31 protein-coding genes and 1 pseudogene are annotated in these 25,099 nt (G+C 37.8%); 23 read left to right on the forward strand and 9 right to left on the reverse strand.

Annotated features, from left to right (window positions below):
* Window positions 1-70 precede the first annotated feature (70 nt).
* The 9 genes from QFZ31_RS02355 (at window position 71) to spo0A (ending at window position 8,734) form a co-directional block, all read left to right on the forward strand.
* Entirely contained in the window at window positions 71-973 is a 903-nt protein-coding gene (locus QFZ31_RS02355) for an NAD(P)H-dependent flavin oxidoreductase (RefSeq protein WP_307300618.1), read from the forward strand.
* Window positions 957-1,784, forward strand: a complete 828-nt coding sequence (locus tag QFZ31_RS02360) for an enoyl-CoA hydratase-related protein (protein ID WP_307300619.1) — start codon at window positions 957-959, stop codon at window positions 1,782-1,784. Before QFZ31_RS02355 ends, QFZ31_RS02360 begins: the two co-directional genes overlap by 17 nt.
* Entirely contained in the window at window positions 1,781-2,653 is an 873-nt protein-coding gene (locus QFZ31_RS02365) for a 3-hydroxyacyl-CoA dehydrogenase family protein (protein WP_307300620.1), read from the forward strand. The genes QFZ31_RS02360 and QFZ31_RS02365 overlap by 4 nt, the downstream gene beginning before the upstream one ends.
* A gap of 119 nt (window positions 2,654-2,772) precedes the next feature.
* A complete protein-coding gene (locus QFZ31_RS02370) occupies window positions 2,773-3,492 on the forward strand; it encodes a response regulator transcription factor (RefSeq protein ID WP_307300621.1) in 720 nt (239 codons plus the stop codon).
* 266 nt (window positions 3,493-3,758) lie between these two features.
* Window positions 3,759-5,387 (forward strand): flavin-containing monooxygenase, encoded by a 1,629-nt coding sequence (locus QFZ31_RS02375; RefSeq protein ID WP_307300622.1) that lies wholly within the window; start codon window positions 3,759-3,761, stop codon window positions 5,385-5,387.
* A 101-nt stretch (window positions 5,388-5,488) separates the two neighbouring features.
* Window positions 5,489-5,791 carry an EthD family reductase gene (locus QFZ31_RS02380; RefSeq protein WP_307300623.1) on the forward strand — a complete coding sequence of 101 codons (303 nt, stop codon included), beginning with the start codon at window positions 5,489-5,491 and terminating at the stop codon, window positions 5,789-5,791.
* A 61-nt stretch (window positions 5,792-5,852) separates the two neighbouring features.
* Window positions 5,853-6,785, forward strand: a complete 933-nt coding sequence (locus QFZ31_RS02385; protein ID WP_307300624.1) for an alpha/beta hydrolase — start codon at window positions 5,853-5,855, stop codon at window positions 6,783-6,785.
* Between the two features lie 229 nt (window positions 6,786-7,014).
* Complete coding sequence (locus tag QFZ31_RS02390) at window positions 7,015-7,668, forward strand: DsbA family protein (RefSeq protein WP_307311324.1); 654 nt, start codon at window positions 7,015-7,017, stop codon at window positions 7,666-7,668.
* A gap of 283 nt (window positions 7,669-7,951) precedes the next feature.
* Entirely contained in the window at window positions 7,952-8,734 is a 783-nt protein-coding gene (gene spo0A, locus QFZ31_RS02395) for a sporulation transcription factor Spo0A (protein ID WP_307300625.1), read from the forward strand.
* Window positions 8,735-9,031: 297 nt separating this feature from the next.
* On the opposite strand, the gene QFZ31_RS02400 is transcribed toward spo0A, so the two are convergent.
* Window positions 9,032-10,360: a 6-phospho-beta-glucosidase gene (locus QFZ31_RS02400; protein ID WP_307300626.1), complete on the reverse strand. Its 1,329-nt coding sequence runs from the start codon at window positions 10,358-10,360 to the stop codon at window positions 9,032-9,034.
* A 194-nt stretch (window positions 10,361-10,554) separates the two neighbouring features.
* Here QFZ31_RS02400 and QFZ31_RS02405 point away from each other — a divergent pair, with 194 nt between their 5' ends.
* Window positions 10,555-11,286, forward strand: a complete 732-nt coding sequence (locus tag QFZ31_RS02405; protein WP_307300627.1) for a MurR/RpiR family transcriptional regulator — start codon at window positions 10,555-10,557, stop codon at window positions 11,284-11,286.
* 43 nt (window positions 11,287-11,329) lie between these two features.
* Here the strand turns inward: QFZ31_RS02405 and QFZ31_RS02410 are convergent, their stop codons facing one another.
* On the reverse strand, window positions 11,330-11,761 hold the full coding sequence (locus tag QFZ31_RS02410) for a DUF192 domain-containing protein (protein ID WP_307300628.1): 432 nt from the start codon (window positions 11,759-11,761) through the stop codon (window positions 11,330-11,332).
* Between the two features lie 202 nt (window positions 11,762-11,963).
* Between QFZ31_RS02410 and QFZ31_RS02415 the strand changes: the two genes are divergently transcribed.
* Both QFZ31_RS02415 and QFZ31_RS02420 read left to right on the forward strand, forming a co-directional pair.
* On the forward strand, window positions 11,964-12,266 hold the full coding sequence (locus QFZ31_RS02415; RefSeq protein WP_307300629.1) for an MTH1187 family thiamine-binding protein: 303 nt from the start codon (window positions 11,964-11,966) through the stop codon (window positions 12,264-12,266).
* 149 nt (window positions 12,267-12,415) lie between these two features.
* Window positions 12,416-13,339, forward strand: coding sequence for a WD40/YVTN/BNR-like repeat-containing protein (locus QFZ31_RS02420; RefSeq protein WP_307300630.1), 924 nt, complete (start codon window positions 12,416-12,418; stop codon window positions 13,337-13,339).
* A gap of 85 nt (window positions 13,340-13,424) precedes the next feature.
* On the opposite strand, the gene QFZ31_RS02425 is transcribed toward QFZ31_RS02420, so the two are convergent.
* The 5 genes from QFZ31_RS02425 to QFZ31_RS02445 all read right to left on the reverse strand — a co-directional run bounded on the left by QFZ31_RS02425 (window position 13,425) and on the right by QFZ31_RS02445 (window position 16,445).
* On the reverse strand, window positions 13,425-13,862 hold the full coding sequence (locus QFZ31_RS02425) for a signal peptidase II (protein WP_307300631.1): 438 nt from the start codon (window positions 13,860-13,862) through the stop codon (window positions 13,425-13,427).
* A 213-nt stretch (window positions 13,863-14,075) separates the two neighbouring features.
* Window positions 14,076-14,690, reverse strand: a complete 615-nt coding sequence (locus QFZ31_RS02430) for a DUF2238 domain-containing protein (RefSeq protein ID WP_307300632.1) — start codon at window positions 14,688-14,690, stop codon at window positions 14,076-14,078.
* Between the two features lie 109 nt (window positions 14,691-14,799).
* Complete coding sequence (locus QFZ31_RS02435; RefSeq protein WP_307300633.1) at window positions 14,800-14,934, reverse strand: hypothetical protein; 135 nt, start codon at window positions 14,932-14,934, stop codon at window positions 14,800-14,802.
* Between the two features lie 13 nt (window positions 14,935-14,947).
* Window positions 14,948-15,337, reverse strand: coding sequence for a cupredoxin domain-containing protein (locus QFZ31_RS02440; protein ID WP_307300634.1), 390 nt, complete (start codon window positions 15,335-15,337; stop codon window positions 14,948-14,950).
* A gap of 298 nt (window positions 15,338-15,635) precedes the next feature.
* Window positions 15,636-16,445, reverse strand: coding sequence for an MBL fold metallo-hydrolase (locus QFZ31_RS02445; protein WP_307300635.1), 810 nt, complete (start codon window positions 16,443-16,445; stop codon window positions 15,636-15,638).
* A 224-nt stretch (window positions 16,446-16,669) separates the two neighbouring features.
* Here QFZ31_RS02445 and QFZ31_RS02450 point away from each other — a divergent pair, with 224 nt between their 5' ends.
* From QFZ31_RS02450 to QFZ31_RS02465, 4 genes are all read left to right on the forward strand, one after another.
* A complete protein-coding gene (locus QFZ31_RS02450) occupies window positions 16,670-17,557 on the forward strand; it encodes a glycoside hydrolase domain-containing protein (protein WP_307300636.1) in 888 nt (295 codons plus the stop codon).
* A 186-nt stretch (window positions 17,558-17,743) separates the two neighbouring features.
* Window positions 17,744-18,022 (forward strand): ArsR/SmtB family transcription factor, encoded by a 279-nt coding sequence (locus QFZ31_RS02455; RefSeq protein ID WP_307300637.1) that lies wholly within the window; start codon window positions 17,744-17,746, stop codon window positions 18,020-18,022.
* A gap of 36 nt (window positions 18,023-18,058) precedes the next feature.
* The gene (locus QFZ31_RS02460) at window positions 18,059-18,442 is read left to right on the forward strand and encodes a VOC family protein (RefSeq protein ID WP_307300638.1); all 384 of its coding nucleotides are present in this window, start codon (window positions 18,059-18,061) and stop codon (window positions 18,440-18,442) included.
* A 702-nt stretch (window positions 18,443-19,144) separates the two neighbouring features.
* Window positions 19,145-19,450 carry a hypothetical protein gene (locus tag QFZ31_RS02465; RefSeq protein WP_307300639.1) on the forward strand — a complete coding sequence of 102 codons (306 nt, stop codon included), beginning with the start codon at window positions 19,145-19,147 and terminating at the stop codon, window positions 19,448-19,450.
* A 256-nt stretch (window positions 19,451-19,706) separates the two neighbouring features.
* Here QFZ31_RS02465 and QFZ31_RS02470 read toward each other — a convergent pair whose 3' ends face one another.
* The gene (locus QFZ31_RS02470; protein ID WP_307300640.1) at window positions 19,707-19,979 is read right to left on the reverse strand and encodes a glycine zipper 2TM domain-containing protein; all 273 of its coding nucleotides are present in this window, start codon (window positions 19,977-19,979) and stop codon (window positions 19,707-19,709) included.
* A gap of 149 nt (window positions 19,980-20,128) precedes the next feature.
* Between QFZ31_RS02470 and QFZ31_RS02475 the strand changes: the two genes are divergently transcribed.
* From QFZ31_RS02475 to QFZ31_RS02495, 5 genes and pseudogenes are all read left to right on the forward strand, one after another.
* Window positions 20,129-20,278 carry a hypothetical protein gene (locus QFZ31_RS02475; protein WP_307300641.1) on the forward strand — a complete coding sequence of 50 codons (150 nt, stop codon included), beginning with the start codon at window positions 20,129-20,131 and terminating at the stop codon, window positions 20,276-20,278.
* The gene (locus QFZ31_RS02480) at window positions 20,239-20,619 is read left to right on the forward strand and encodes a DinB family protein (protein ID WP_307300642.1); all 381 of its coding nucleotides are present in this window, start codon (window positions 20,239-20,241) and stop codon (window positions 20,617-20,619) included. The genes QFZ31_RS02475 and QFZ31_RS02480 overlap by 40 nt, the downstream gene beginning before the upstream one ends.
* A 200-nt stretch (window positions 20,620-20,819) precedes the next feature.
* Entirely contained in the window at window positions 20,820-21,389 is a 570-nt protein-coding gene (locus QFZ31_RS02485; protein WP_307311907.1) for a hypothetical protein, read from the forward strand.
* Between the two features lies 1 nt (window position 21,390).
* Window positions 21,391-21,870: pseudogene (locus tag QFZ31_RS02490) on the forward strand (GyrI-like domain-containing protein); the annotation flags it as partial.
* A 150-nt stretch (window positions 21,871-22,020) separates the two neighbouring features.
* Window positions 22,021-22,449: a DUF5412 family protein gene (locus QFZ31_RS02495; RefSeq protein WP_307300643.1), complete on the forward strand. Its 429-nt coding sequence runs from the start codon at window positions 22,021-22,023 to the stop codon at window positions 22,447-22,449.
* A 136-nt stretch (window positions 22,450-22,585) separates the two neighbouring features.
* Here QFZ31_RS02495 and QFZ31_RS02500 read toward each other — a convergent pair whose 3' ends face one another.
* Window positions 22,586-23,503, reverse strand: a complete 918-nt coding sequence (locus tag QFZ31_RS02500) for an AraC family transcriptional regulator (protein ID WP_307300644.1) — start codon at window positions 23,501-23,503, stop codon at window positions 22,586-22,588.
* Between the two features lie 178 nt (window positions 23,504-23,681).
* Here QFZ31_RS02500 and QFZ31_RS02505 point away from each other — a divergent pair, with 178 nt between their 5' ends.
* The gene (locus QFZ31_RS02505; RefSeq protein WP_307311326.1) at window positions 23,682-23,963 is read left to right on the forward strand and encodes an HPr family phosphocarrier protein; all 282 of its coding nucleotides are present in this window, start codon (window positions 23,682-23,684) and stop codon (window positions 23,961-23,963) included.
* Between the two features lie 37 nt (window positions 23,964-24,000).
* Window positions 24,001-24,981, forward strand: a complete 981-nt coding sequence (locus tag QFZ31_RS02510) for an aldo/keto reductase (protein WP_307300645.1) — start codon at window positions 24,001-24,003, stop codon at window positions 24,979-24,981.
* Window positions 24,982-25,099: the final 118 nt, after the last annotated feature.

The raw sequence follows: 25,099 nt of genomic DNA on the forward strand, positions 1-25,099 counted from the left end.
AGCATTTTCAATGAACCGGTAATGTGGTTCGGCCGAAATGAGGGGCATAGTATGGCAAAGGTGATGGAATATGTCTAGTTTGCCATTAATCATTGCTCCTATGTTTCTTGTGTCCACCCCGGAAATGGTCATTGAAGCCGGTAAAGCAGGTGTCATTGGTTCGTTTCCTCTGCTTAACGCCCGTCCTGTTGAAGTATGTGCAGAATGGCTAACAACCATTAAAAAAGGACTTCCAGATAAACCATGGGCGGTGAATTTTATTTGTCACAAAAGATCAAACACGCGTTACGCTGAGGATCTCGAGTTAATTAATAGATACCAGCCCCCAATCGTTATTACATCACTTGGCAATCCTGGTGAAGTACTCGAAGTGGTCCATCGATATGGCGGCCTAGTGTACTCTGATGTTGCTACGGTCGAACATGCTAAAAAAGCTGCGCAATCAGGCGTAGATGGTCTTATTCTTGTATGTGCTGGTGCCGGTGGACATGGTGGTACATTAAATCCATTTGGGTTCATTAATGCTGTTAAACAGTTTTATAAGGGTACGATTATCCTATCTGGGAGTTTATCTACTGGGCAGGATATTGCCGCTGTGAAAATGATGGGAGCGGATTACGCATATATGGGTACGCGCTTTATTATCGCTAAGGAGAGCGCGGCCCATAATGACTATAAACAAATGGTAATTGACGCATCGCCACAAGACATTCTCTATACGAATTCGTTCAGCGGGGTCTATGCCAATTTACTTATTCCAAGTCTTCTTCAGCAAGGAATCGAACCCCATACATTAGTTCATCGTCAAGACGTTGATTTTTCTCATCTGGTGAACGTAAAGGCATGGAGAGACATTTGGTCGGCAGGGCATGGTGTAGCAACGATTAACAAGCTGCAGACTACCAGGGAGATCATCGAGCAGCTAGTACATGAATACGAAGAGGGAGTGGGGCGCTTTGTACGAAACGATTAGAACAGAACAAAATGAAGGGATTTTAACGATTTTTTTAAACCGCCCAGAGAAAATGAATGCTTACACACATGTTATGGCACAAGAGCTAATCGACGCCTACAAAAAAGCAGATGAGGATGATGATATTCGTGTCATTATTGTAACTGGTGAAGGAAAAGCATTTTGTGCTGGAATGGACTTAGGTGATGGAGGAAAGACGTTCTCAGCATCAGAATCAATGGAAGATTTTCGTGACAGCGGCGGTCAGGTTAGCCTTGTCGTACATGACTTGAAAAAGCCAATCATCGCGGCGATCAACGGCGCTGCGGTTGGTATTGGTCTAACAATGACACTGGCAATGGATATTCGGATTGTTAAAAAAGACGCAAAAATTGGCTTTGTTTTTGCCAAACGAGGAATCGGTCCTGAAGCGTGCTCAGGCTGGTTTCTACCTCGTCTCGTTGGAATCGGAAAGGCATTGGAATGGATGTATACAGCTCGCTACATACCAACGTCTGAGGCACTAGCCTCGGGCTTAGTCCAGTATGAAGTAGAAGATGTACTGGAAAAAGCATATGAACTGGCTCAACAAATTGCAAGTGAAACAGCTGCAACATCCAACACATTTGTCCGACAGCTACTTTGGAGCATGTTGAGTGAGAATTCTCCAGAAGCCTCTCATCTAGCAGAGTCAAAGTTTTTATTTTGGGCAGGAAACAACGCTGATGCAATGGAAGGTGTACAATCGTTTCTAGAAAAACGTCCCGCTCATTTTCCATTAAACAGTAGTGACGTACCTGAATTTTTTAATAAAGGGGAAAAGGTAATATGAAAATTGCTGTATTAGGATCTGGAGTTATGGGAAATGGAATTGCACAGGTGTTTGCGACGAGTGGACACACCGTTACATTAGTAGATATATCTTTCGATGTTTTGAGAAAAGCCGAAGAGTCAATTACAAAAAGCTTAACCAAACTTGCGCAGAAGGATGCAAACCTTGATCCGGTCGAGGTAAAAGGACGCCTAGAATTTACCACCGACAAACAAAAGATACATGATGCAAACTTGGTGATTGAAGCCATTACGGAAAACATCGAGGTTAAGAAAAAGGTTTTTAAAGAACTGGATGAATTATGTGAGCCAAAGACGATTTTAGCGTCGAATACGTCTAGCCTATGTATATCCGATATTGCGGCCGTCACAAGCCGAAAGGATCGGGTATGTGGCATGCATTTCTTTAACCCTGTGCCACTTATGGAGCTTGTTGAGATAACAGCAACTGATGAGACATCTGTCGAAACTGTTCAAATTGCGGTAGACCTTGTTAAGCAAATGAACAAACAAAGCATTCATGTTAAGGATACCCCACTGTTTGTTGTCAATCGACTGCTAGTGCCGCTTATTTGTGAAGCGATTACATTAGTAGAGGAAGGAACAGCCTCTCCGGCGGATATTGATAAAGCGATGAAGTTAGGGGCGCATCATCCAATCGGTCCTTTATGGCTCGCTGATATGATTGGCCTTGATACTATGTTGAATATACAGGAAGCTCTTTTTGTAAAGACAAATGATTCTAAATACCGGGTGCCTGAATTACTAAGAGAGATGGTATCTAAAGGTGAATTAGGAAGAAAAAGCGGCAAAGGATTTTATCAATATTACGTTAGCAGCGAGTTACCAACAAACCTCCAAACTAGTTAAAGTATTATGTCTAAGCTCTACTTAACTAGGATTTCTTACTATCAATAACCTTCTTCCTCATTTTTATTAATTGTATTAAGTTTGAAAAGGCTTTTAGTGATTTAGAAAGGGGTTAGATGGTGGTTATTAATAATAACTCAATATTGAACGATACATGTGATTTAGAAAAATATATTAAAAATATAAAGACAATTGAATCACATGAAGATCAGATTATCCAAGTACTTAAGAGCTTTCTTGAATTATTTCCGCTATTGGATATAGGATTATTCAGATACTCTCCATTTGGATATTTAACAGAAGGAATAATGGCCATCACCCCAGAAGAGGGACTTAAACATATTAGGGATATGAGAGATGATGTTCGAACCCTGCCTTCCGTTTACAATGCAGTAAGGACACGCAGAGCAATCTTTCTTAAAGGGGAGGACTTCGTAAAGTATAATCCTAGATACACTTTTACTTCTAAGACCTCTTCGATCTTATTTGTACCTATATCTTTTAGAAGTGTTGTCGTAGGAATGGCATGTAGTACACAGTTTTCGGAAAGCAATAAGAAAATAGAAGAATTACTTCCTTTATTTACGCTTTTCGGAGAAATGTTAGGGGAGCTGTTTGAGGAACCATACCTTATCAATGATAATTATTGCTTGTTAAACAAGAGAGAGATTGAAATCATGCAAAAGTTATCAATAGGAGAAACGACGAAAGTTATCGCCCAGTCCATGCATCTTAGTGAATTCACGATCAGGGATTATATTAAATTGTCTCTCAAAAAATTAGGGGTAAAAGACCGAACCCATGCAGTTGCTATATTAATGAAGCAAGGGATTATTTAATAGCTATTCAAGTTCTTTTAGGGTATAGAAAAAATTATCTAGCACGCAACCCCATCCTTTACTTGTTTCTCGTAAATTCAAGTATAAAAGATATGGAGTTTGCGTGTTTTTTAGTAGGACCCCCTCAAATGAAGGGAAATTCCCCTCATGCTAGGAGTATTATGATTTTGGTACTCATTGTAAAATAGTTATATACATAATTATTCGAATTTTTAGAATAATTAAATTCCAACCTGAGTAAGAATGAGAGACGAGAGGAGAAAACTATGACTATATCAAAAGAATTTGACGCCGTTATCGTAGGGGCAGGTTTTTCGGGAATGTATATGCTTCATTTATTACGTGAGGAGGGTTTCTCTGTTCGCCTATATGAAGCAGGCAGTAATGTTGGAGGTACTTGGTATTGGAATCGCTATCCAGGTGCACGGTGTGATATTCCAACAGAAAGTTATTGTTATACGTTTTCAGAAGAAATTCATAGAGAATGGACATGGTCTTCCGTTTATCCTGAGCAATCGGAGATTCTTGACTACTGTAATTTCGTAGCAAATAAGTTGGACCTTCGCAGAGATATCCAGTTCAACACTCGACTTACATTTGCGGAGTATGATGAGAAGAATAAAAAATGGAAGGTCTGTACGGGCGATGGAGACATTGTTCAAGCAAAATATTTCATCCCAGCTTTAGGAAATGTGTCAATCCCTCATGCACCTACCATTAAAGGTCTAGAACATTTCCAAGGCGAAACCTACCATACGAGTCGTTGGCCACATGAAAAAGTAGAATTTAAGGGGAAACGAGTAGCGGTTATTGGGACTGGTTCGAGCGGCGTCCAGGCAATTACATCTATTTCGAAAGAAGCGGATCACCTTACAGTTTTTCAGCGTACACCACAATTTGTCAGCCCCGTGAAAAACCCTTTACTAAGCCCAGAACAAGTGGAGGAAATGAAGAATAATTTCCCTGAATTGAGACAAAAAATACGAGAACATTTTATCGGGGCGCCTAGCTTTGACTTAAGAAGGCCTTATTCAGCACTCGAAGATTCACCAGAAGACCGTCAAAGGTTTTACGAGGAACTCTGGCAAGAACAAAATGGTTTTCAATTATTATTTTCGTACTTGGATATTACAGTAAATGATGAAGCTAATGCAACATTAGCAGAATTCGTACGTACTAAGATTAAAGAAATTGTAAAAGATCCTGACACCGCAGAGAATTTACTTCCGACGTATCTAATCGGCGGGAAACGGCCAGTTGTAGGTACCAATTATTATGAAAAGTATAATCAAGAAAACGTTTCTCTCGTCAATTTGAAAAAAACACCAATTGTAGCGTGCACAAATAAGGGATTGGTAACATCAGAAGGTGAGTATGAGTTTGACATCATTGTATTTGCGAGCGGTTTCGATGCGATGACAGGACCATTAATGAAAGCAAATATCCGTGGTAGAAATGGAATTTTCTTAAAAGATAAATGGGATGGCGGAAAAAACCTTAAGACATTCCTTGGTGTTTGTAACGTTGGATTTCCAAATATGTTTACCATTACGGGTCCCCATTTCCCGTTAACAACGAATGCTATTACAGTGAATGAGGTAATAGTGGAATGGATTTTTGATTGCATTAAATATGTTGAAGAGCATGGTGTTGAAGAAATTGAGGCAACTAGTGAGGCAGAGGAAACCTGGACAAACCATGCAAATGAAGTTGGAGAACAGTCGATTTATGCTAAGGTTGACAGCTGGTATACAGGAGCCAATATTGAAGGGAAGCCGCGTGGATTTTTAGGCTACACTGGAGATTACTTAATGTTTCAAGAACAATTTAATAATGCTAGAGATTACAAAGGGTTTACTTTTACTCCAAAGCAAAACGTGGCTGTAGAAAAATAACTAGAGGCATGATCCATTGGAAAATGTACATTACGGTTTATTAATAGAACATTCATGCACAATGCTGATTTCCTAGATTAATTGAAACGGAGGATTATCAAATGGCAAAATTATTAGTAGTCTATGACCAACCAACAAACAAAGAAGGGTTTGATGGTCACTATTTTGGAACCCACATCCCTTTAGCGGAGGAGTTACCTGGTTTAAAAAGTGTCCAAGCAAATCGAGTATTGGGAGTTCAAAACAGTGAGCTTAATCCCTACTTAGTGGTTCAACTTGAATTTGAAAGTGCAGAAGAACTAAATCAAAACTTGGCTTCGCAAAAAGGCCAAGAATTAACAGCAGATTTAAAAAATCTAATGGCATTTCTACCTAAGCCTCCAGCTATTATCATTGTTGAATAGCGCTCTTTTAAATTGCAATTCAATATATTAAATTAATAGAAAATTTTAGGAGTGATCTAAAATGACGATTTATTCCATAACGAAACAATTTCTTGATATGTTAAGTGCTGGACCGCCAATCACATCGTTGTCTCCAGTGGAAGCGCGTGCGGCAATTGATGCAATGCTTGAACTTCGCTCAGAACCGGAAACGGTTTCAAAGATTGAAGAAAAAACAATACCTGTCGATAATGGAGAAATAAACGTGAGAATATATACTCCAGAAGGTACGGGACCATTTCCACTTTTTGTTTACTATCATGGTGGAGGCTATGTGATCGGAAATTTGGAATTCGTTGATCATGGTTGTCGTTCCATTGCCAATGCTGGTAATTGTGTCGTCGTCTCCGCAGAATATCGTAAATCACCAGAATACAAGTTTCCGATTCCAGTGGAAGATTGCTATAAAGCACTAGAATGGGTCCATGCGAATGCTGAGCAGTTGAATGGAGATGCGTCAAAAATCATCGTGGGTGGAGATAGTGCTGGAGGAAATCTATCGGCTGTAATGACACAATTGATTAAAGAGCGTCAAGGACCGTCGATTGCAGCACAAGTCTTGTTATACCCTGGATCAGATTTAAATCTGGGCTATCAATCTGTACAGGAGTATGGTGAAGGCTATGGGCTGGACGTGGAATTGATTAACTGGTTTGTGGATCATTACCTCAATCATCCATCAGAACGTGATCATAAATATGCTTCATCGATAATGGCTGAAGACTTTAGCAATTTACCGCAGGCGCTCGTCATTACAGCTGAACTTGATCCAATTCGTGACCAAGGGAAGGCATATGCTGACCGACTTCAAGAAGCGGGTGTGCCTGTCCAATATATTTGTATGGAAGGTCATATTCACGGGTATTTTAGCTACCCGCCTTTTGGAGAAAGTATGAAGAATACGGCAAAAGAAATTGGGTTGTTTTTGAACAATGTCCTAGCTACATCGGTTTAAAAAAAGTGGGGATCTTTAGAATACGAAATTAGTTCTGGTTACATTTATGTTGGATAAGCTGCCAATTCGGCAGCTTTTTCTGTCCAAGGAGAAAATTCAAAGCTCCAGACACTGAAGCAAATTACGTGTAAAATGCACGCTCAGCTCCTATACTATACAAGAATAAAAAATTGGAGGGACAAGTATGCATATTGAAATGTGGACTGACTTTGCTTGACCATTTTGCTATATTGGCAAAAGGCGTCTGGAGGACGCTCTTAAACAGCTTAACCATCCCATTGAAGTGACGTATCGAAGCTATGAATTGGATCCGACAATGGGACGAGATATAAAAGAATCTATGTACGAAACGCTAGCCAAGAAATATGGTATGAGTATCGCTCAGGCAAAGGCAAATGTCGAAAGAGTGGTACAAATGGCGAAGGAAGTTGGATTGGATTATCAGATGGATACTCTCATCCAAACGAACACCTTTGATGCGCACCGATTAACGTTATATGCGAAAACTCAGGGACGAATGAAAGAGATGACCGAGCGGATTCTCCGTGCCTATTTTACCGAATCCAAACATATTGGAGACCATGAAACCTTAACCGAGCTAGCAGTGGAGGTAGGGTTACACCGGGAAGAAGTGGCGAAAATGCTCGCAAGTGATGAAATGTCAGACGTTGTTCGTGCTGATGAACAAACAGCCAAACAATATGGTGTTACAGGTGTCCCATTCTTTCTAATTAATAAAAAATATGCACTTACCGGTGCACAGTCTACTGAGACATTTGTTCAGGCTTTGAGAAAAGTGATTGCAGAAGATGAAATCACGGTTTTGAACAGTCAAGACGGTCTAAATTGCTATGATGATGGCTGTGAAATCCCTAATAAGTAAAGAACCGAGTGTGTAAGGTATTTGCTAAACAACATTCTTATTGATTGATACAGCAAATATCTGTTCCTATTGATTTTTTTGAAAAGGTAAGGTAATATTTTACTTGGTAAAAGTAAACATAATAATTAAATATTCCCTTTTGGAAGATGATATAGACAATATTTTATTGTGCTCATACATAGCCAAAATAGATACACTCTAGCAATAGGGTTATTCTATTTTGGCTATTTTTATTATCGATACAACCAAAAGCAATTTAATTGAAAACAGGAGGAGGAGTAATATGATAAAAATCGGAATAATTGATGATAATGTACAATTCACAGAATTACTTAAAGATTTTCTCTCGACTATCAACGAAATGAAGGTAATTGGAGTTGCGCATAATGGAATGGAGGGGATGGAGTTAATAGAGAAGAAGAAACCAGACCTTATCATATTAGATTTGATTATGCCATTTTCCGATGGTTTGTCTTTACTAAAAAATATATATGAAGAAGGCATAACTACAAAGGTAATAATGCTTACCTCTATTGGAACCGACGAGATCATAACACAAGCAAAGGAGTTAGGGGCATCCTACTTTTTGATGAAACCTATTGAACTAAGCAATTTACCAAACATGATCATGTCTATTTGTTTAGATAGTGTTTTACAGAAAACAACTTTAGAAAAGAAAATACATAACACGAATAATGATGATAAGTTAGAATTAAAAATTAGCGATATTTTACGATCTATAGGTATTCCAGCAAATCTAAAGGGATATTTTTTTCTAAGAGAAGCTATTCAAATGATAAATAATGGCTGTGAAATTAGTTTTTCAAAAGTAATATATCCGGCTATTGCATCCAAATATCATACCACTCCAAGCCGTGTTGAAAGAGCTATAAGACATGCAATTGAAGTTGGATGGAATCGAGGAGGTATTGAGCAGTTAGATTTTATATTTGGAAACACAGTAATTCCATTAAAAGGGAAACCAACTAACGGTGAATTCATAGCATTCATTGCTGAGCATTTAATGCTAAAAGGGATGGAAGTCGGAAGTTTCACCTCTGTATAATCCGTCTTTTCCCGTATCGATTTTGTGTAGGTATGAGCAGTCATAGGCGGAGAATTTCCTGCTAATGTAAATAGGGGAAGCTTAAGAAGCGGATATAAGCGGAGAAATTCCGGTTAACTGCTCTAATAAAGACAAAATCCAAAGATTTAGATAAGATAAACGGAAAACTCCGGTTATTTTTAAGGAAATATTGGTATTTCCAAATTTAGCCGGAATTTTTCCGTGTATAATTTTTTACAACAATAGCTCGGTCCTATTGTGACTGAGCTACAACTTCTTCTAATGAACTTGTTAATTTTATACTTCTACTTTTTGGAAAAATTGTGGTAAATGCTCTTTATGTGCTTCTAACATTTCATCCAAAATCACTTTACCCACTTTATCAGAAGGAACGAGCGGATTGATGGTCATCGCTAGTAAAGCAGTATCGTAGTTTCCTGTAACTGCGGCTTCAGCTGCTACTCGTTCAAATGATTTAATTTGTTGTACCAGGCCTCTAACCGCAACTGGTAAATCTCCATTGATGATTGGTTTTGGGCCTTCTTTTGTGATGACACAACTTACTTCCACTGCTGACTCGTAAGGAATACTAGCAATTGCACCATTATTAATCGTGTTGACAGGCTGAATGTCCCGTTTATCGTTATAAATGGAAGAAATTAAACGAACGGCTGCATCGCTGTAATACGCCCCGCCACGTTCCTCTAATTGAGGTGGCTTGATGGCTAAATTAGGATCCTTGTATAGCTCAAATAATTCTTCTTCTAATTTTTTCACGACTTCTGCTCTTGTTGTGCCCGCTTTAAAGTTTTTCAGCTCTTTTTCTAGCATTTCATCACTCTTATAATAGTAAAGGTGATATGGACATGTTAAGGCATTTAACGCGCGAATAAATTCTGGCTCCCAGCCTTGACCTTCTACGTTTTTAACAAAGCTGCTGTTCTCTGGACTTGTTAACAGTTCGATTACTCGATCTTTCACACTTACGCCGTCTAGATACACATCTAATCCATATACCATATGATTTAACCCAGCAAAATCAATCCGAATACGAGAATGGTCCACGTCCAATAGCTTTGCCACTCCCATCTCAATTCCGATTGGAACATTACATAAACCAACGATTTTCTTATGGTCCGTATAGCGAAGAACCGCTTCGGTCACCATGCCGGCAGGGTTTGTAAAGTTGATTAGCCAGGCATCTGGACATAGTTCTTTGATATCTTTTACGATGTCTAAAATGACTGGAATGGTACGCAATCCCTTAAAAAGTCCGCCTGGTCCATTTGTTTCTTGGCCTAAAACTCCATGGCTTAAAGGAATTCTTTCATCTTTAGCACGAGCGTCCAATAATCCTACGCGAAATTGTGTCGTAACAAAATCAGCACCTTTTAATGCTGCTTTTCGATCAAGTGTTAAATGAACTGTAATCGGAAGACCTGCTTTTTCAATCATCCTTTTTGCAAGACTGCCAACAATCTCCAATTTTTCTCTTCCTGCTTCTATATCTACCAACCATAATTCCCTTACAGGCAATTCGTCGTATCTTTTAATAAAGCCTTCTACTAATTCTGGCGTATAACTTGAACCTCCGCCAATCGTTACAATCTTAATTCCTTTACTCATGTGTCATCCTCCTATTAAATACGAATTTACAAAACCTATTCTAGAGGAGAAAGAGGGTATTTGATATAGATTTGAAAGCGTTAGATTTGTTTTTCACCGAAAGGAATTTGTTTCACAAAAGTAACACTGTGTTTCTTTTTTGGAGTATACTAACTAACAAAAGATACAACGTTTACATAAAGGGAGAGACGATTATGTTTACAAATGAGGTCATTGCCACATTTAATGAACTTGAGTTACTGCTTTATAAATACATCATGCAAAATATAGAAAAAGTCGTTTATATGCGTATACGGGATCTTGCGGTTGAAGCGCATGTTTCCACTTCCACGATCATGCGTTTTTGCAGGAAATTAAATTGTGAAGGTTTTTCGGAGTTTAAAGTAAAACTGAAGCTATTATTTGATGAAAAAAGTGCCCCAACCATTAAATGTGGACAGCATGTGTTGGCGGAGTTTTTTGAGCGCACGCAAAATGAAAATTTCATTTTGAAGTTAGAGGAGGCAGCAGAAGCCATTTCCAAAGCAGAACATGTATTTTTCATTGGAATTAGCAGTTCTGGAATCCTTGCAGAATACGGTTCTAGATACCTTTCGAGTTTAGGTAAGTTCTCAACTTATTTAAAAGACTGGTATATGCCTATACACGCTGACTTACATAATAGCATTACGGTGGCTCTTTCCGTTTCTGGAGAAAATGATTTTACCATTTCTCACATACACAAATTAAAAGAAAAAGGCAGTAAGATTTTAAGCATTACGAACAACGCGCAGTCTATGATAGCCAGGATGTCTGATAAAAATGTTTCCTATTATGTGACGGAGGAATTTTTGGACACTTCAAATATTACCACGCAAATTCCCGTTATTTATATATTGGAGGAAATGGCACGGAGAGTGTATGAAAAAAGTAGAAAGAATGATTAACTGGGTTCAGCAATTCTAAATTGGTAGGTGAAACAGATAGTAATCAAAACTTTATAAAATCACCTTCTTTAATTTTATTCTTTTCAAACCATCCAAGATTCACTTCAAGAGCATAATGATAAGTAAGTTCCGGATCATAAGTAGGGCAGAAATCTTCTTTACAAGGCATCATATCTAGTGTTTTTAGAATTTTACCATCTGAATCAAGAAAAGCAATCGATAAAGGAATGAACGTGTTTTTCATCCAGAAACCGCCATATGTTTCACCTGAAAACACAAATAGCATCCCCTCGTTTTCGGGTAACTCTTCAACAAACATTAAGCCCTTGTCTCTTTTTTTGGGAGTATCTGCAACTTGAACCGTTAGGGGGATTGTCTTTATTCCATTGGTCGCTTTTAGAATTTTTGTTTGAAGACTTGATTCTTTTTTTTGACGAAAAAGAGAGCCGATAAAGTTTAGTCTATTTTTCAACATGTTCACTCACCTTTCTTTTCCCTTTTATCATAATAAAAATGACTATCAAATTAATGTACTTTTATATATTCAATTTGGTTACACTTTTTATTTACGATGGAACCAAGACTGGTGGGATGGTTCTTTAGATTTTTGATCTGCTTATTTTCATGCTATCCTAAAGCAGAATGAAGAAATAATGAAGAAATCAGGAGGTAGTAAAATGGCGATTGTTGATATTACAGTGATTCCGGTTGGGACAGGTACACCTAGTGTTAGTGAGTATGTAGCTGAAATACATAAAGTACTTCAACAGTATGAAGGTAAGGTCAAGTATCAGTTAACTCCAATGAGTACGCTAATTGAAGGTGATTTAAAACTATTGCTGGGGATTGTTCACGAACTTCATGAAGTTCCGTTTCAAAAAGGACTTCAGAGGGTTTGCACGAACATTCGCATTGATGATCGACGCGATAAGGAAAATACAATGGAGCGGAAGTTACAGTCGGTACAAGCAAAATTATAGACCTTTCTTCGTGTAATAATATTATGTAAACCTATATATTAGAGCCAGGAAACATCCTAATAAAAATGGGTCCTGGCTTTTTTATGGCATATTTTGCTAACTCTAGTAGAATGGTAAAAGGATAAGCATGATAAAAGGAGTATTTCAGTGTGAAAAATTATATTATTGGTACAATTATTATGATAATCGTTGGAGTAACGGTGGCAACATATTTTTTTGAAAAGCACCCAGAATTAACTTCGCCTAGACAGAATCAACCAATTGAAAAGCAGGAAGCAAAAGAATCAGAACCATCACAACTTAGTCCATTGCAGCCAATTTTTGAAGATGATTCAATTGGTTACTCGTTACAAAACGACCAATTACAAATTACCTTCAATAAAGGAAGTGATTGGATTCTAGTGCCTGTTGAAAAAGCAAAGCTATTTTCAGGAGAATACAATGGGGACGAACAAGAACTTATAGAGAATAGCTATATACTAACTCAAAAACGTGCTTCCTTTTTATATACTGAAGGTGACAGCATTAAATTGAAATATTCTCTAAACCAAGGAGACACGTGGGAAGATAGTGTCGTTACAGCTCAATATCCGCCAATCCGTTTTCGGAAGGTAGAATTTTTAAATGATACGTTTGGCTATGTCATCATTTCAGGGGATCGAACGATGTCACAAGAATGGACAACCGTTTATATCACGAATGATGGCGGTAAGCAATGGAACGAGACGACCCATACTGGAGTTACTCGATTAATTTATGATGGAGGCTTTGTTGATGAAAACACAGGCTTCTTATCATTTGGAATCCTTAATCCTGTAGAACCTGACCTATATGTCACAAAAGATGGGGGGAACTCCTGGAGTGAAGCAACTGTTTCAATTCCGGAGAAGTATCATGAAATCTTTGTGATGGCTGAAGTCCCTTATAAAGAAGAAGATCACTTGGCCATTTTTATCAATCAGGGTCCTAATGGGGACTACGAAGGTGGGAAAGTAAAGGGGAAATTTATTTCAAACGATAACGGAAAAACGTGGGAGTTTTCCATGGAGGTTCTACCAAATGATTTCGAATAAATAAGAGAAGATGTAAGGGGGAGGGATGCGGACAAATGGAGGCTGCATTGTCCTAATTCCTTCGTTTTCGTTGGCTCTAGAAAATCTAATGCTTATTTTTCAGCCAGGTCATGACAACGTAAATAATAAGCAGTAAGCCCCCTATCTCGATAGCATGGTCGGCCAGGTTAAGAACTCCACCAGAGCGAATGATAAAATCTGTCACCTGTCCCAACAAAAGTCTATCAATGCCATTTCCAATCGCACCTCCGACTAGAAACCCAAGACTACTATTGATGAGAGAGCCCTTCATTTCTCCGGTTCTACGTAAATATAAGACACCTATCACGAACAACACTGCAACAACTCCGAAGAGTCGAGCATAGCCTTGAAATAAACCTCCAGCCATCCCGCTATTTTCTATATGTGTGAGTTGTATTCCCCACATTGTAAATTTTTCATCGATGTCAATGTAGGCACGAATTAGATATTTAGAAACCTGGTCCATCACTATAACTAGGATTGCAATTACATAAAATTGCATATATAGTCCTTTCTTTCTTGCAGAATTATTTGCATCCTAATCATAAGTATAATGGAAACCTTTTTTCTATTCTATTATTTAGATACTTCCTTATAAATTACGAGGTAATAACCCGAAACATTGAGCTCGTACGGAAGAATCTTTGGCTGTAACTATGCATTCTTAGTGAGATAAATTGTTATAGTTGATAGGAAAAAGCAACTTAACTATTTGTTATTTTTCCAATTCTTTATAAAGGATCTTTGTAAAAAAAAGTGAAAGAATTGAACCCACTAATAAACATGTCATATCCCACTGGGCGTCCCATATGTCTCCTTGCATTCCTAAAAAATCTTTTGTAGCTTTCCCTTCTTTCCCTATTTTTGTGCTTGCCCATTCAATGATTTCGTAGAAAGCCCCGATTGATAGTGTTATACATAGAGCAATAAAATTCGTCGTTTTACTTTTATATAAAGCTGTTTTCCTTAATAATATCTCTATTATAATTATGACCATAAGCCCCTTAAGAAAATGACCAAACCGATCATAGTTGTTTCTTTGTAAATCAAAGTAATCTTTGATCCATGTAAAGAGGGGAACTTTGGAATAGGAATAGTGCCCTCCGATAAACGTTAAAATAGTAAGAAGAGTAATAATAGCATAGGAAACTGTGGTAAGGCGAAATTGGTTGTATCTTGATATCAAGAATAGTAAAACTAATACTGAAGGTAAAACTTCCATCAACAAAACCATATAACCTTCCTCAGGCTTAATCAGGGACCAAATAACAACAAGCATAATAACAAATAACAAGAAGAAATGTATCGAACTACCTTTTTTACGAGACACTCAAATCACTCCATCAGAAAACAAGATGTATTTAGTATTTGCTAAACATAGCAAAGGAAATCTTTTTAATAATTGCCTACAAGTATCATTAGCAAAGACTTTTTGGAAACTAACCTTCTTGCGTTGCCTCAATAACAAAATGAATCGCTGCAGCTATCCCACTTTTCAACTCTTGCACCCAATTGTTTAATAACATTAATAAAGGCACGTTATTACTGTTGCCTGTTAAAAAAGCAAGGCCCAATTGGCCCTGCTTGTTATTTGACTATTACTTTTCCCACCATTCCTTCATTGAAATGGTACCGACATATCAGTTCATATGTACCAGGGTTTGTCGGTTTCACGGTAATGGTTTTTTCTTTTCCCGGCTGGACTTCCGCATCAATTCCGAGCTTTTCCACTGTGAAGGTGTGTTCTTTCGCACCTTTGTTTTTCAATACCAACGTTGTCGTTCTTCCATTGGAAATAGTGATGACTTTCGGATTAAAGTAATCATCGTTCAACTCGATCTCAATCGGTTTCACCGTCTCCATAGGTTGTGTTACGACACCGGTTTCGGCAAATACGCCGAGTGAGCCTGGAGTTGTCACAACCACAATCATCGCAAGCAAAACGACGAATCCAATTAACCATTTTTTCACAAACATTTGCAATCCCTCCATTCCTAAGAACTATTTTTTCCAATTCATAAAATATTATCAATATAAATTGGAGAATTGGCTTTAGAAAAAACACCAAACGATAAAAGATTTTTATGGAGGACAATAAAATAATGTATTTCTATTTATTAGAAATTTCTACTACAATCAAAGTTCATAAAGCCATAAAAAATATTTATAACCAAGATGTTAAAGACTACTGCGCTACTGGATAAATATTAATAAATTTGATGGGTGGTGGCAAGAAAATAAACCAAATTGATTGTAGTGATCAATCATACTTCTATCAAAGATCTTGAATAATCGAGTTAATAATATGCATAGATTCCCATTCTCCTGAAGAAAGAAAGGTGATCGGATATTTTTTGGGAAAAAGGGTTTTGCTAATCTGACTGGGTGTCATGCCATCTTCGTAGTGCTTGATAATTTTTCCTTGGAGTTCTAACAAATACTCTAGCTTTCTCTGTAAAGCAGCACGCCCATCCTTTAAAAAGCCAGCATGGCAGCAAAATACATCTCCGAAATCATAGGTTAATACTCTTCTTAATGATTCGATAATGGTTGGAATGCTTTCTTCTCGTAAAATAACCTTTGTTTTTTCCTGGCAATACAAATCTCCAGTAAATAGCTGTCCCGTTTCACGATTTAAAAACGCTACATGATCGATGGCATGACCTGGTGTGTCAATTACGTCCCAAGTCGCATTTTGGGATGAAAAAGTTTTACCGATGGCGTTTGCATGAAATGGCTGGCGCTTCCCCCAGAAAACCTTTCGATACATAGGATAATCGGGCTTCTTTTTACAATGATCAATCTTCATATCATTCATATATATTGGTAGATTCATTTCTTTTTGTAAAAAAGCTGCGCAGCCTGTATGATCTTCATGAAAATGTGTGATGACCACTTGATCAATGACTTGTTGTTTAAAAAATGGTTGAAACTCCTTTTCTAATGAAGCCGCACCCGTATCAATGAGAACACCGTCTAAGACGAAGCTATGAACATTTAATTTTACCCCTTGAAATGCTACTGTACCGTTACCAGTTTGAACACCGTTTAGCTTCTGCTGGCTGAAATTCTTCTTAAGCAACATAAAATGAATCCTCCCCATAACTATCCCTTTGTCAAATTTTAACACAAAATGAATGGTTATTCATTAATTTATAAGAATTATAGTAACAAACAAATATAATCATATTATGTTAACTGTATTATAAATAGGTGTTTTTCATTCTAAAGGAGGGGGTACAAATCCTCACGCTTCCATACGACTGTCCGAATAAATTGACATAGAAGTCAGTCGCATGGAGGGGAAAAATGAAAACAGGTAAATTGTTTTGGGTCATATTGCTAAGTGCTTTCCTCGTTCTTTCAATACTCCTTGTTTTTATTCGTGACGATTCCAAGCCAACAACTTCAGAACCTGTGAAAGGACCACAAACTATAACAGAGACCGGTAAAGCGGGGGAGGCGCCAGATAAACCACCTCAACCAGAGCCAGAACCAGAAGCAGAAGCAGAAGCAGAGCCTCAACCTGTACCACCACCGCAGGAGCCGCCACAAATTTTATGGGGAGTTGATACCGCTAGTCCGCTAGACCAAGCTTTTTTACAATGTGTCGTGGATAACTATGGGATGCCTACTGTCTTTGGAAGATATTTGGAGACCAAAGAAGGGGTATCAACTGGTTTGACACCGGAAGAAGTGGAGCTTCTCCATCAACAAGGGATTAAGATTATCCCCATTTACAACCATTTTACAAACGCGACAACCTATGAAGGCGGGGCTCAAGAGGCACAGGCGGCGATTGCCTATGCGCAACAAATAGGAATCCCTGAGGGGAAAGCGATCTTCGCGGATATTGAACCGACTTACCCAGTAGATGAAGCGTTTATCCGTGGATGGGTCGAAACCTTACAAGGTTCGCCGTATAAGCCCGGTATCTACGGGGTCTTTACCAACGAAAGTGCACTTACAACTGCATACCAGGCAGCTATTGCCGCCAATCAGAATATTCAATCCCAAACGATCATCTGGAGTAGTAACCCTGATCCTGGCGTAACGCCGCAGTCTAATGCCCCAGAATTTCAGCCAGGCGCACCTGAAAACGTTCCAGTCTCGATTTGGCAATATGGAATTGATGGAGAAACCTGTAACATTGACACGAATCTTATCCAATCCAATATCTTAGATTTTTTATGGTAATGAATCGTTGTTAAAAGAGAGTCTTGGAGGCTCTCTTTCATTTTTTTGAATTGGAGGGATTAGGCAGGCTGTGCTTGATGCTTACGGTAAAGAGTGTTCCAATTTGCAAAATAGGTACCCTTTTTCATGCAACTCCACGGTTACTTGTGCTTGACAGGCAACCGCAGGGTTGCTTATACTCAATATATGAATTGGGAAAAAGACGCCATATTCAAAGCACTAAGTGACTCAACGCGACGGCTCATTTTAGACGAACTAACCGAACGCAACGAGTTGTCGTTGTATGAACTAACGGTACGTCTTATTATGAAGCACGACATTGCCATTTCTAGACAAGCAATAGCTAAACATCTTTCTGTATTGGAAGATGCAGGTCTCGTAACATCAAAAAGAAAGGGAAAATATCGAGTAATTGTATTCAACAATGAACCACTAAAGGATTTGCTAAAAGGATGGATAGAGTAACAGTAGTATGAAGATATCATAGGAGGCAAATACAGTATGAAAATCGTTGTTACCAGTTTATTTGTTGATGATCAAGAAAAAGCATTGAAGTTTTATACGGGAAAGCTTGGCTTCATAAAAAAGCATGACGTGCCCACTGGCGAATATAGGTGGATAACACTTGTTTCTCCTGATGAACAAAACGGTACTGAACTTTTGCTCGAACCGAATGTCCATCCTGCCGCAAAGGAGTATCAATCAAAGATAGCTTCTGAAGGCATTCCAGCAACCATGTTTGGCGTTGAGGATATTCATAAAGAGTATAACCTATTATTGGAAAACGGCGTGAAGTTTACTATGGAGCCGACAAAAATGGGTGATGTCACAATAGCTGTATTCGACGATACATGCGGTAACCTTATTCAGATCATTCAGCAGTAACTTCAAGGACGGGTCACGCAGTTCTTAACGGCTTTATTGGAAGGGTTAAGTTCGGTAAATACTCGTTTGCAAAAACGCTTGGATTACCCCAAGCGTTTTTGTGTGTTAAATATTTGTGGTATTCGCTTCGGTGGTTGAAGTGAATCTCCTAGCAGGTGCCTCAACGGTCAACATCTATACATACTAATGGTTAATTATTAATTGAGTGGACAGAAATAGTTCACTGTTAATTTATTTAAGGTTTCATATATGTGCACCTATATAAGGATACAAAAAATTAATAAAGTGAATTAATCAGAGCTGCCGATACGGTAGCTTTTTGTATTCTAGCGGGGCAGTGTAGTCGAAAATCGTAAAGTTGTTTTAGAAAGAAGGTTTAGGAAGCGACTGAATCGAAGTATTTATTAACAACACATTTGGAAATAGGTTAACCGACTTTTTGTTTATCGGAGGTGTATTTTATGGAATTACTTATTATGGTTTTGTCCGCACTTTTAATTTGTATTTTTATTGGTTCGCTGCTGAATATACTACTTAAGACGACGAAAAAAAGGGATTGGCTGGTGACAATCTTAATAAGTTTAGTTTTATCAATCATAATAGTCCCTCTATTAAATTCATTTTAAATCATCATCTTGGTTGAGATTAGGAAATACCCTTGAATAATTTTCATTGAGGGATAATCGTTATGGGGTGATTCAGTTGAGTGTATTGAAAATAGTTGTACTTAGATTGATTGAAATCATCACAATTTTAGCGATCGGGTTACTTTTAACCGTTTATATTTTAAGTCCTATTTACGAGAACTTTGGAATACAATTTACTGGAAATGTATGGGTAAACTGGTTTGGAGTTTCTTATATTTTATTTGTCTTTTACTCGTTAATTGTTGGTTTGTGTATTTATAAGGAAAGTGAACTCCATAAACATCGATTTACATCGGTTCTCTTTTGGCTTTTGTTTATTGGTTCAAATTATGTAATCTTTATCCCTTTTATAAAAGGATGATTAATATAGCATTTATTTCGTCTAATAAAATAAAAAAAGCAAAGCTTCTTACCGGTATTAAAGTGCATCGCCATTCAAAGAGAAGAATCGTATATCAATAGAAAAAGAACCCATTATTGAGTTCTTCCTTAAGACTATTTCACCCGTTAGACAACTCATGCACAGTTCTTTAACATCAAAGGTTAACGGAAACTTATATTTCCTTGTTAAATTATCCTTATGAAAATCGCAGCGCTATTTATTTATACAGTTAATATTATTGAGAACCATGATTATTGGAATCTGTTTCGTCATCTGCTTCAGTCCCCTCCCCAATCTGGTTACCAATAGCACCGCCTGAAACACCGCCTATTACCGTACCAATTAGTCCAAATTGAGAGCCTATCATAGCACCTGCAATCGCTCCATTAAAAGTTCCTGCAGTTTCACCAAAGTCATTGGTACCTTGATTAGCATTACTACCAGCTTGATTGTTGTCACTTTCTTCTGCATTGGCACCAACTTTATTGCGTTCGTCACTCTGATTCATTTATCCACTTCCTTGTATATTATATAATGCTAATTTTATGAGAATACACCTTCACAAACATATCCTACCCTGCAGAAGCAGTTTTACTCGCTTTCTGTTTATTTTCGAAGGCATAGTAGAAATGGATGAAACCTAGGAGCGAATAAAAAATGGATGTAAAGACAATTTTGTTACAACAATGGGCAAGCTGCTTAGATGAAGAAGACTGGTTTCCACCACTTGAAAAAGTGCTAAAGGATATTGCTTTTGAACAGGCAATTTGGAAACCAGTGGGGGGGCACATTCCATTTGGGAATTAGTTTGTCATATACTTTTCTATGAAAAGAGATTTCTGATGCGATTTCTTGGTGAAACAGCGAATGAACCACAGGCAGAAAACAATGATTCTACATTCCGATTACCAACTGAGACGGTAGAAAATTGGAAGGAAACAAAACAAGAATACTTTTATGTTCATCGTGAACTTGGAAAAATACTAGCAAAATCAGAACAAGAAGATTTGTATAGACAAATCCCAGGAGAAGATCATTCATTAGTGCGCGAACTGAAGAGTTTAGCATTGCACGACGCATATCATATTGGGCAAATTGTATTCCTAAGTAAAATGCAAGGAGCTTGGGCAGGGAAACGCAGCTTTTAAAAAAGCTTCATTCGCTTTACAGTTATTCCATTTGGAATATATGAAATAAGATCGGGAACGTCCAAATCGGATGTTCCCATATTTTATACCTGAAAGACAAAGATACTAAGTATCAAAGCCTTTCAAAAAGAAGGAATTACCAATGTTTTAAAGAATAAGAAAGTTTGTAAAGAATAGTTTTGCAGGAGGTACCGCGACAGATGAATCATCAAACAATAAAATGTATTGATGAAATGGTATTTATGGATAGAATGAATGAGTTCGAATATCCCGATGTCATTCTTTACCATCCGGGTCATTTCCCAGAGTTAAATGATCAATTAGTAGACTATTATATGCGTTATGGTGCTAAATTAATTATGATTCCAAGCGTTTTTAATACTTTCTTAGAATGTAATGAGTATGATTATTATACTCCTTTATTAGTAAATGGAGGTATCGGAAGAGATAAAATCATGCCAATTCATAATAGCGTTGATGGAACAAATGGAGTTGAAGGTGTTATTGAATCCGCTTTTAGTTTTCTAAATAGCACTGCTCATAAAAATATCTTATTGGCTGGAAAATCATTTTTTTGTAAACGATTCTATTTATTAGCTATGATCTATGCAAACGATGTAAAGGTACTAGATGTATTACCACTCCAAGATCATAGAGAAATTATTCCTAGCAAATGGACACAAAGTGAAAAAGGCAGGGCAAGAATCTTAAACGAAATCGAACAATACGCAAAAATTTTAAAGAATCAATCTACAGTTATTACTGGGTAAAAAGGGGGATGTTGGAGTGGATTTTCGAATTGAAGTATTAGATTTTGAGGTTGAGATTGTTGGAGTTAAACAAAAGGTCGTTACAGAGGAGGCTTTTAATACAATCCCTAGATTATGGGAAGAAGCGACTAAGAATGGATTATTACAAAGACTAATTGATATGTCATGGGAAAATCCACAATGCAAAATGGAAGGGATATTAGGTGTATGTGGAAACCAAGCTGCGATTACTGACGAAGAGTTTGATTATTTTATGGGGTGCCGTTATATAACTGAAATCCCCAGCGATATGGAGAAATTCGTGATTCCGAGAAGTACATGGGCAGTTTTTCCTAATATTACTGACGCATGGAAGCGTCTATACACTGAATGGCTGCCTGCTTCAGGATATGAATTGGCAGACCTCCCATGCATTGAAAATCATTTAGCACCAGATCGAGTTCCTAATAATGAGCTTTGGGTTCCTGTCAAACCTAAATAGTTTAACCAAGATAGGGGGATTATCATTTTAGTTTTTATCGGTTTTTTCCTTTCTTTTATTAGCATAATATTATTTTTAATTTTATGTGCTAAAATAACAATTTCTTACATAAAAAAGAAGCCATTCCCTAAAAAATTGCTGATTGCGACGTTGTCTGTATTTGTACTGATATCTTCCATCTATATATATGAAGTGTACTTTTTTACATTTAAGGAAATTGATAGAGAATCGACACAAAAAGGACCTGGACCTATCATCTCACCGACTGGAGAATATACAGCCAATGCTTATTATGAACTATATGGTGGTGCAGCTGGCGGTGTAAATGTATGGGTTGATATCACAAACAAGAATGAGAAAAATAAGGTCCAAACAATATATTACAGTGATGTAAAGAGTAACTTTTCTATGGAATGGGTGGATGAAAATATACTGTATATTCTAAATACTGGTCCTAATTATCCAGATTCTAATAGAAGTATTAAATTAGAAATTGGTAAAGAGATTTATCATGAAAATGGTTTGGCTTGTAAAAGTTTAATAATGAAAGACGAATATGTAACCTGCTACCAAAACTAAATTCTCTAAGCGATTCTTCAAGTCTATATACTAGATTTGTTTTTGTTGATCTTCAGCAGATTATTAAAGTATGTTTCTTCACAATGTAGAGAAAAAGCCATTCTTCCAACTTTGAAGATTGGCTTTTTTCTAACATTTATTCTTTTATCCTATCGCTGGATTTCTTCTTCATGCGATTGATATCTTCTCTTGGAGAGCAGCCAAACATGCGGGAATATTCCCGACTGAATTGTGATTGACTTTCGTAGCCTACCCGAAATGCAACATCAGCGATATCAGTTGAATCCGCTAGTAAAATGCGCCGAGCTTCCTGGAGTCTCAATTGTTTTTGGAATTGAATGGGGCTCATAGCTGTAACCTCTTTAAAGTGCCGATGAAGAGAAGCAACACTCATATTCGCTATTTCTGCAAGCTCTTCGATTTTAAAAGAGACGTCAAAGTTTTTAATGATATGTTCAATAACCTCTTTTATCCGATCCCCGTTGCTGCCCTTTAAGGCCATTTGTGCTAAAGACTCACCATGAGGACCTTGTATAATCCAATATAGAATTTCCTTCGTGAATAAAGGAGCAAGAACCGGAATATGTTTCGGATTTTCGAGCAGCCGGGCTAACCTTATGACAGCATCTAACAGAGCTTGATCTACTTTGCTGACAAACATCGCACGTTTGGCATTTTTTTTCTGTCCTGATCGAATAGCAGAATCGCTTAAAACTTCTAAAATTTGATTAGGTGAAAATTCAAGTTTAAGAGCCAAATAAGGACTGTCAGCTGATGCTTTTATGACTTGGCCGGTAACCGGCAAGTCAGCAGCTGCTACAATGTATTGCGCGGGACCGTACCTAAAGCATTCCTCTGCTAACCATACTTCCTTCTCCCCTTGGACGATTATGCAAAAGGATGTTTCGTTCACTCTTGCAATGGGTTCGGTAACAATCGATTCACGGATTAAAAATAAGGATGGGATAGCGGTGGGATGAACCCCGTCCAGCTCGGAATAACGTTCAATGAATTTGGCAAGCTCAAGCTGCTGTTTTTTGATTTCTACTGACATATTGGATTCTCCTAAATCAATGTAGTCACATTCTAGCTCATATTTGTTGGCTATGTAAATGCCTTTGATAGGATTAGGCAAAAACTTGATAGGAATGAGCTAACGTTTACTGTTTGAATTGTTGCATAATTTACATAGTCCGATGTATTTTAAGGTAGCTATAGGAGTGTATGTGTACATGAATGAAAAACAATATCATATTATGTCTAATACAGGATTTGCCCGTCCAGCACGTATGTTAGTAAGTATTTCTGCTAAATTTCTATCGAAACTAGCTCTCGAATATGAGGGGATTGCTGTTGAATTAGATTACTCAGCACAGTCTATAATGGATGTTATGTCATTGGGAATTAGAACTGGGGATCCATTTATTATAAGGGCTGAAGGGATTGACTCGTACCAAGCTTTACAATCAATAGAAGACCATTTTAGTAAAATGAAAGTAATTAGCAACGTTTAACTATATTATTTTTTTGAAAAGGTGAGGGTGATTAGAAATGGAATATGTAAAACTTGGTAGCACAGGCTTAGATGTATCTCGATTATGTCTGGGGTGCATGGGTTTTGGTGACGCTAGCAAATGGATTCACCAATGGGTACTTAATGAAGAGGACTCTCGCCCCGTTATCAAAAAAGCACTCGAGTTGGGAATTAACTTTTTTGATACAGCCAATGTGTACTCTCTAGGGACAAGTGAGGAATACCTTGGACACGCTCTAAAGGAATATGCTAATCGTGATGAAGTGGTCATCGCAACCAAAGTACACGGACAAATGCATAAGGGTCCGAATGGTTCTGGTCTTTCCCGGAAAGCCATTATGAGTGAAATCGATAAAAGTCTTAAGAGGCTGGAAACAGATTATGTGGACCTTTATATTATCCACCGCTGGGATTACCATACGCCTATTGAAGAAACAATGGAAGCATTGAATGATGTAGTGAAGGCTGGTAAGGCAAGATACATCGGTGCTTCATCCATGTACGCATGGCAGTTCCAAAAGGCATTACATGTAGCCGAGAAAAATGGATGGACTAGGTTTGTATCCATGCAGAATCATTTAAATCTCATTTACCGTGAAGAGGAGAGAGAAATGCTGCCACTTTGCAGGGAAGAGGGGATTGGGGTAACTCCGTATAGTCCGCTAGCATCAGGTAGATTGACGCGTGATTGGTCTGAAACCACACAACGTTCAGAGATGGATCAAATTCAAAAATTTAAATATGATTCGACTGCCGATGCTGATCGAGTGGTTGTGGAACGAGTTGCAACCCTAGCAGAAAAATATGGTGTTCCACGTACCCATATCGCACTTGCCTGGCTATTGCAGAAAGAACCAGTAACATCTCCTATTATCGGAGCTACGAAATTATCTCATCTCGAAGATGCCGTTGGTGCTCTATCCATTAAGTTAACAACTGAAGAAGTAACATATCTAGAAGAACCATATGTACCACACCCAATAGTTGGACATAACTAATTGAAGATTATACCTTTATCTGAGTTTGTTATCCAGCTAAAGAATATAAATGTTCCACCTAAAGCAGCAAATTAGGGCGATCCTTCAACATGAAGGTCGCCATTTTTGTTAGTTGGAG

The organism is Neobacillus niacini (genome assembly GCF_030817595.1).
GTDB classification, from domain to species: Bacteria; Bacillota; Bacilli; order Bacillales; family Cytobacillaceae; genus Neobacillus; species Neobacillus niacini_G.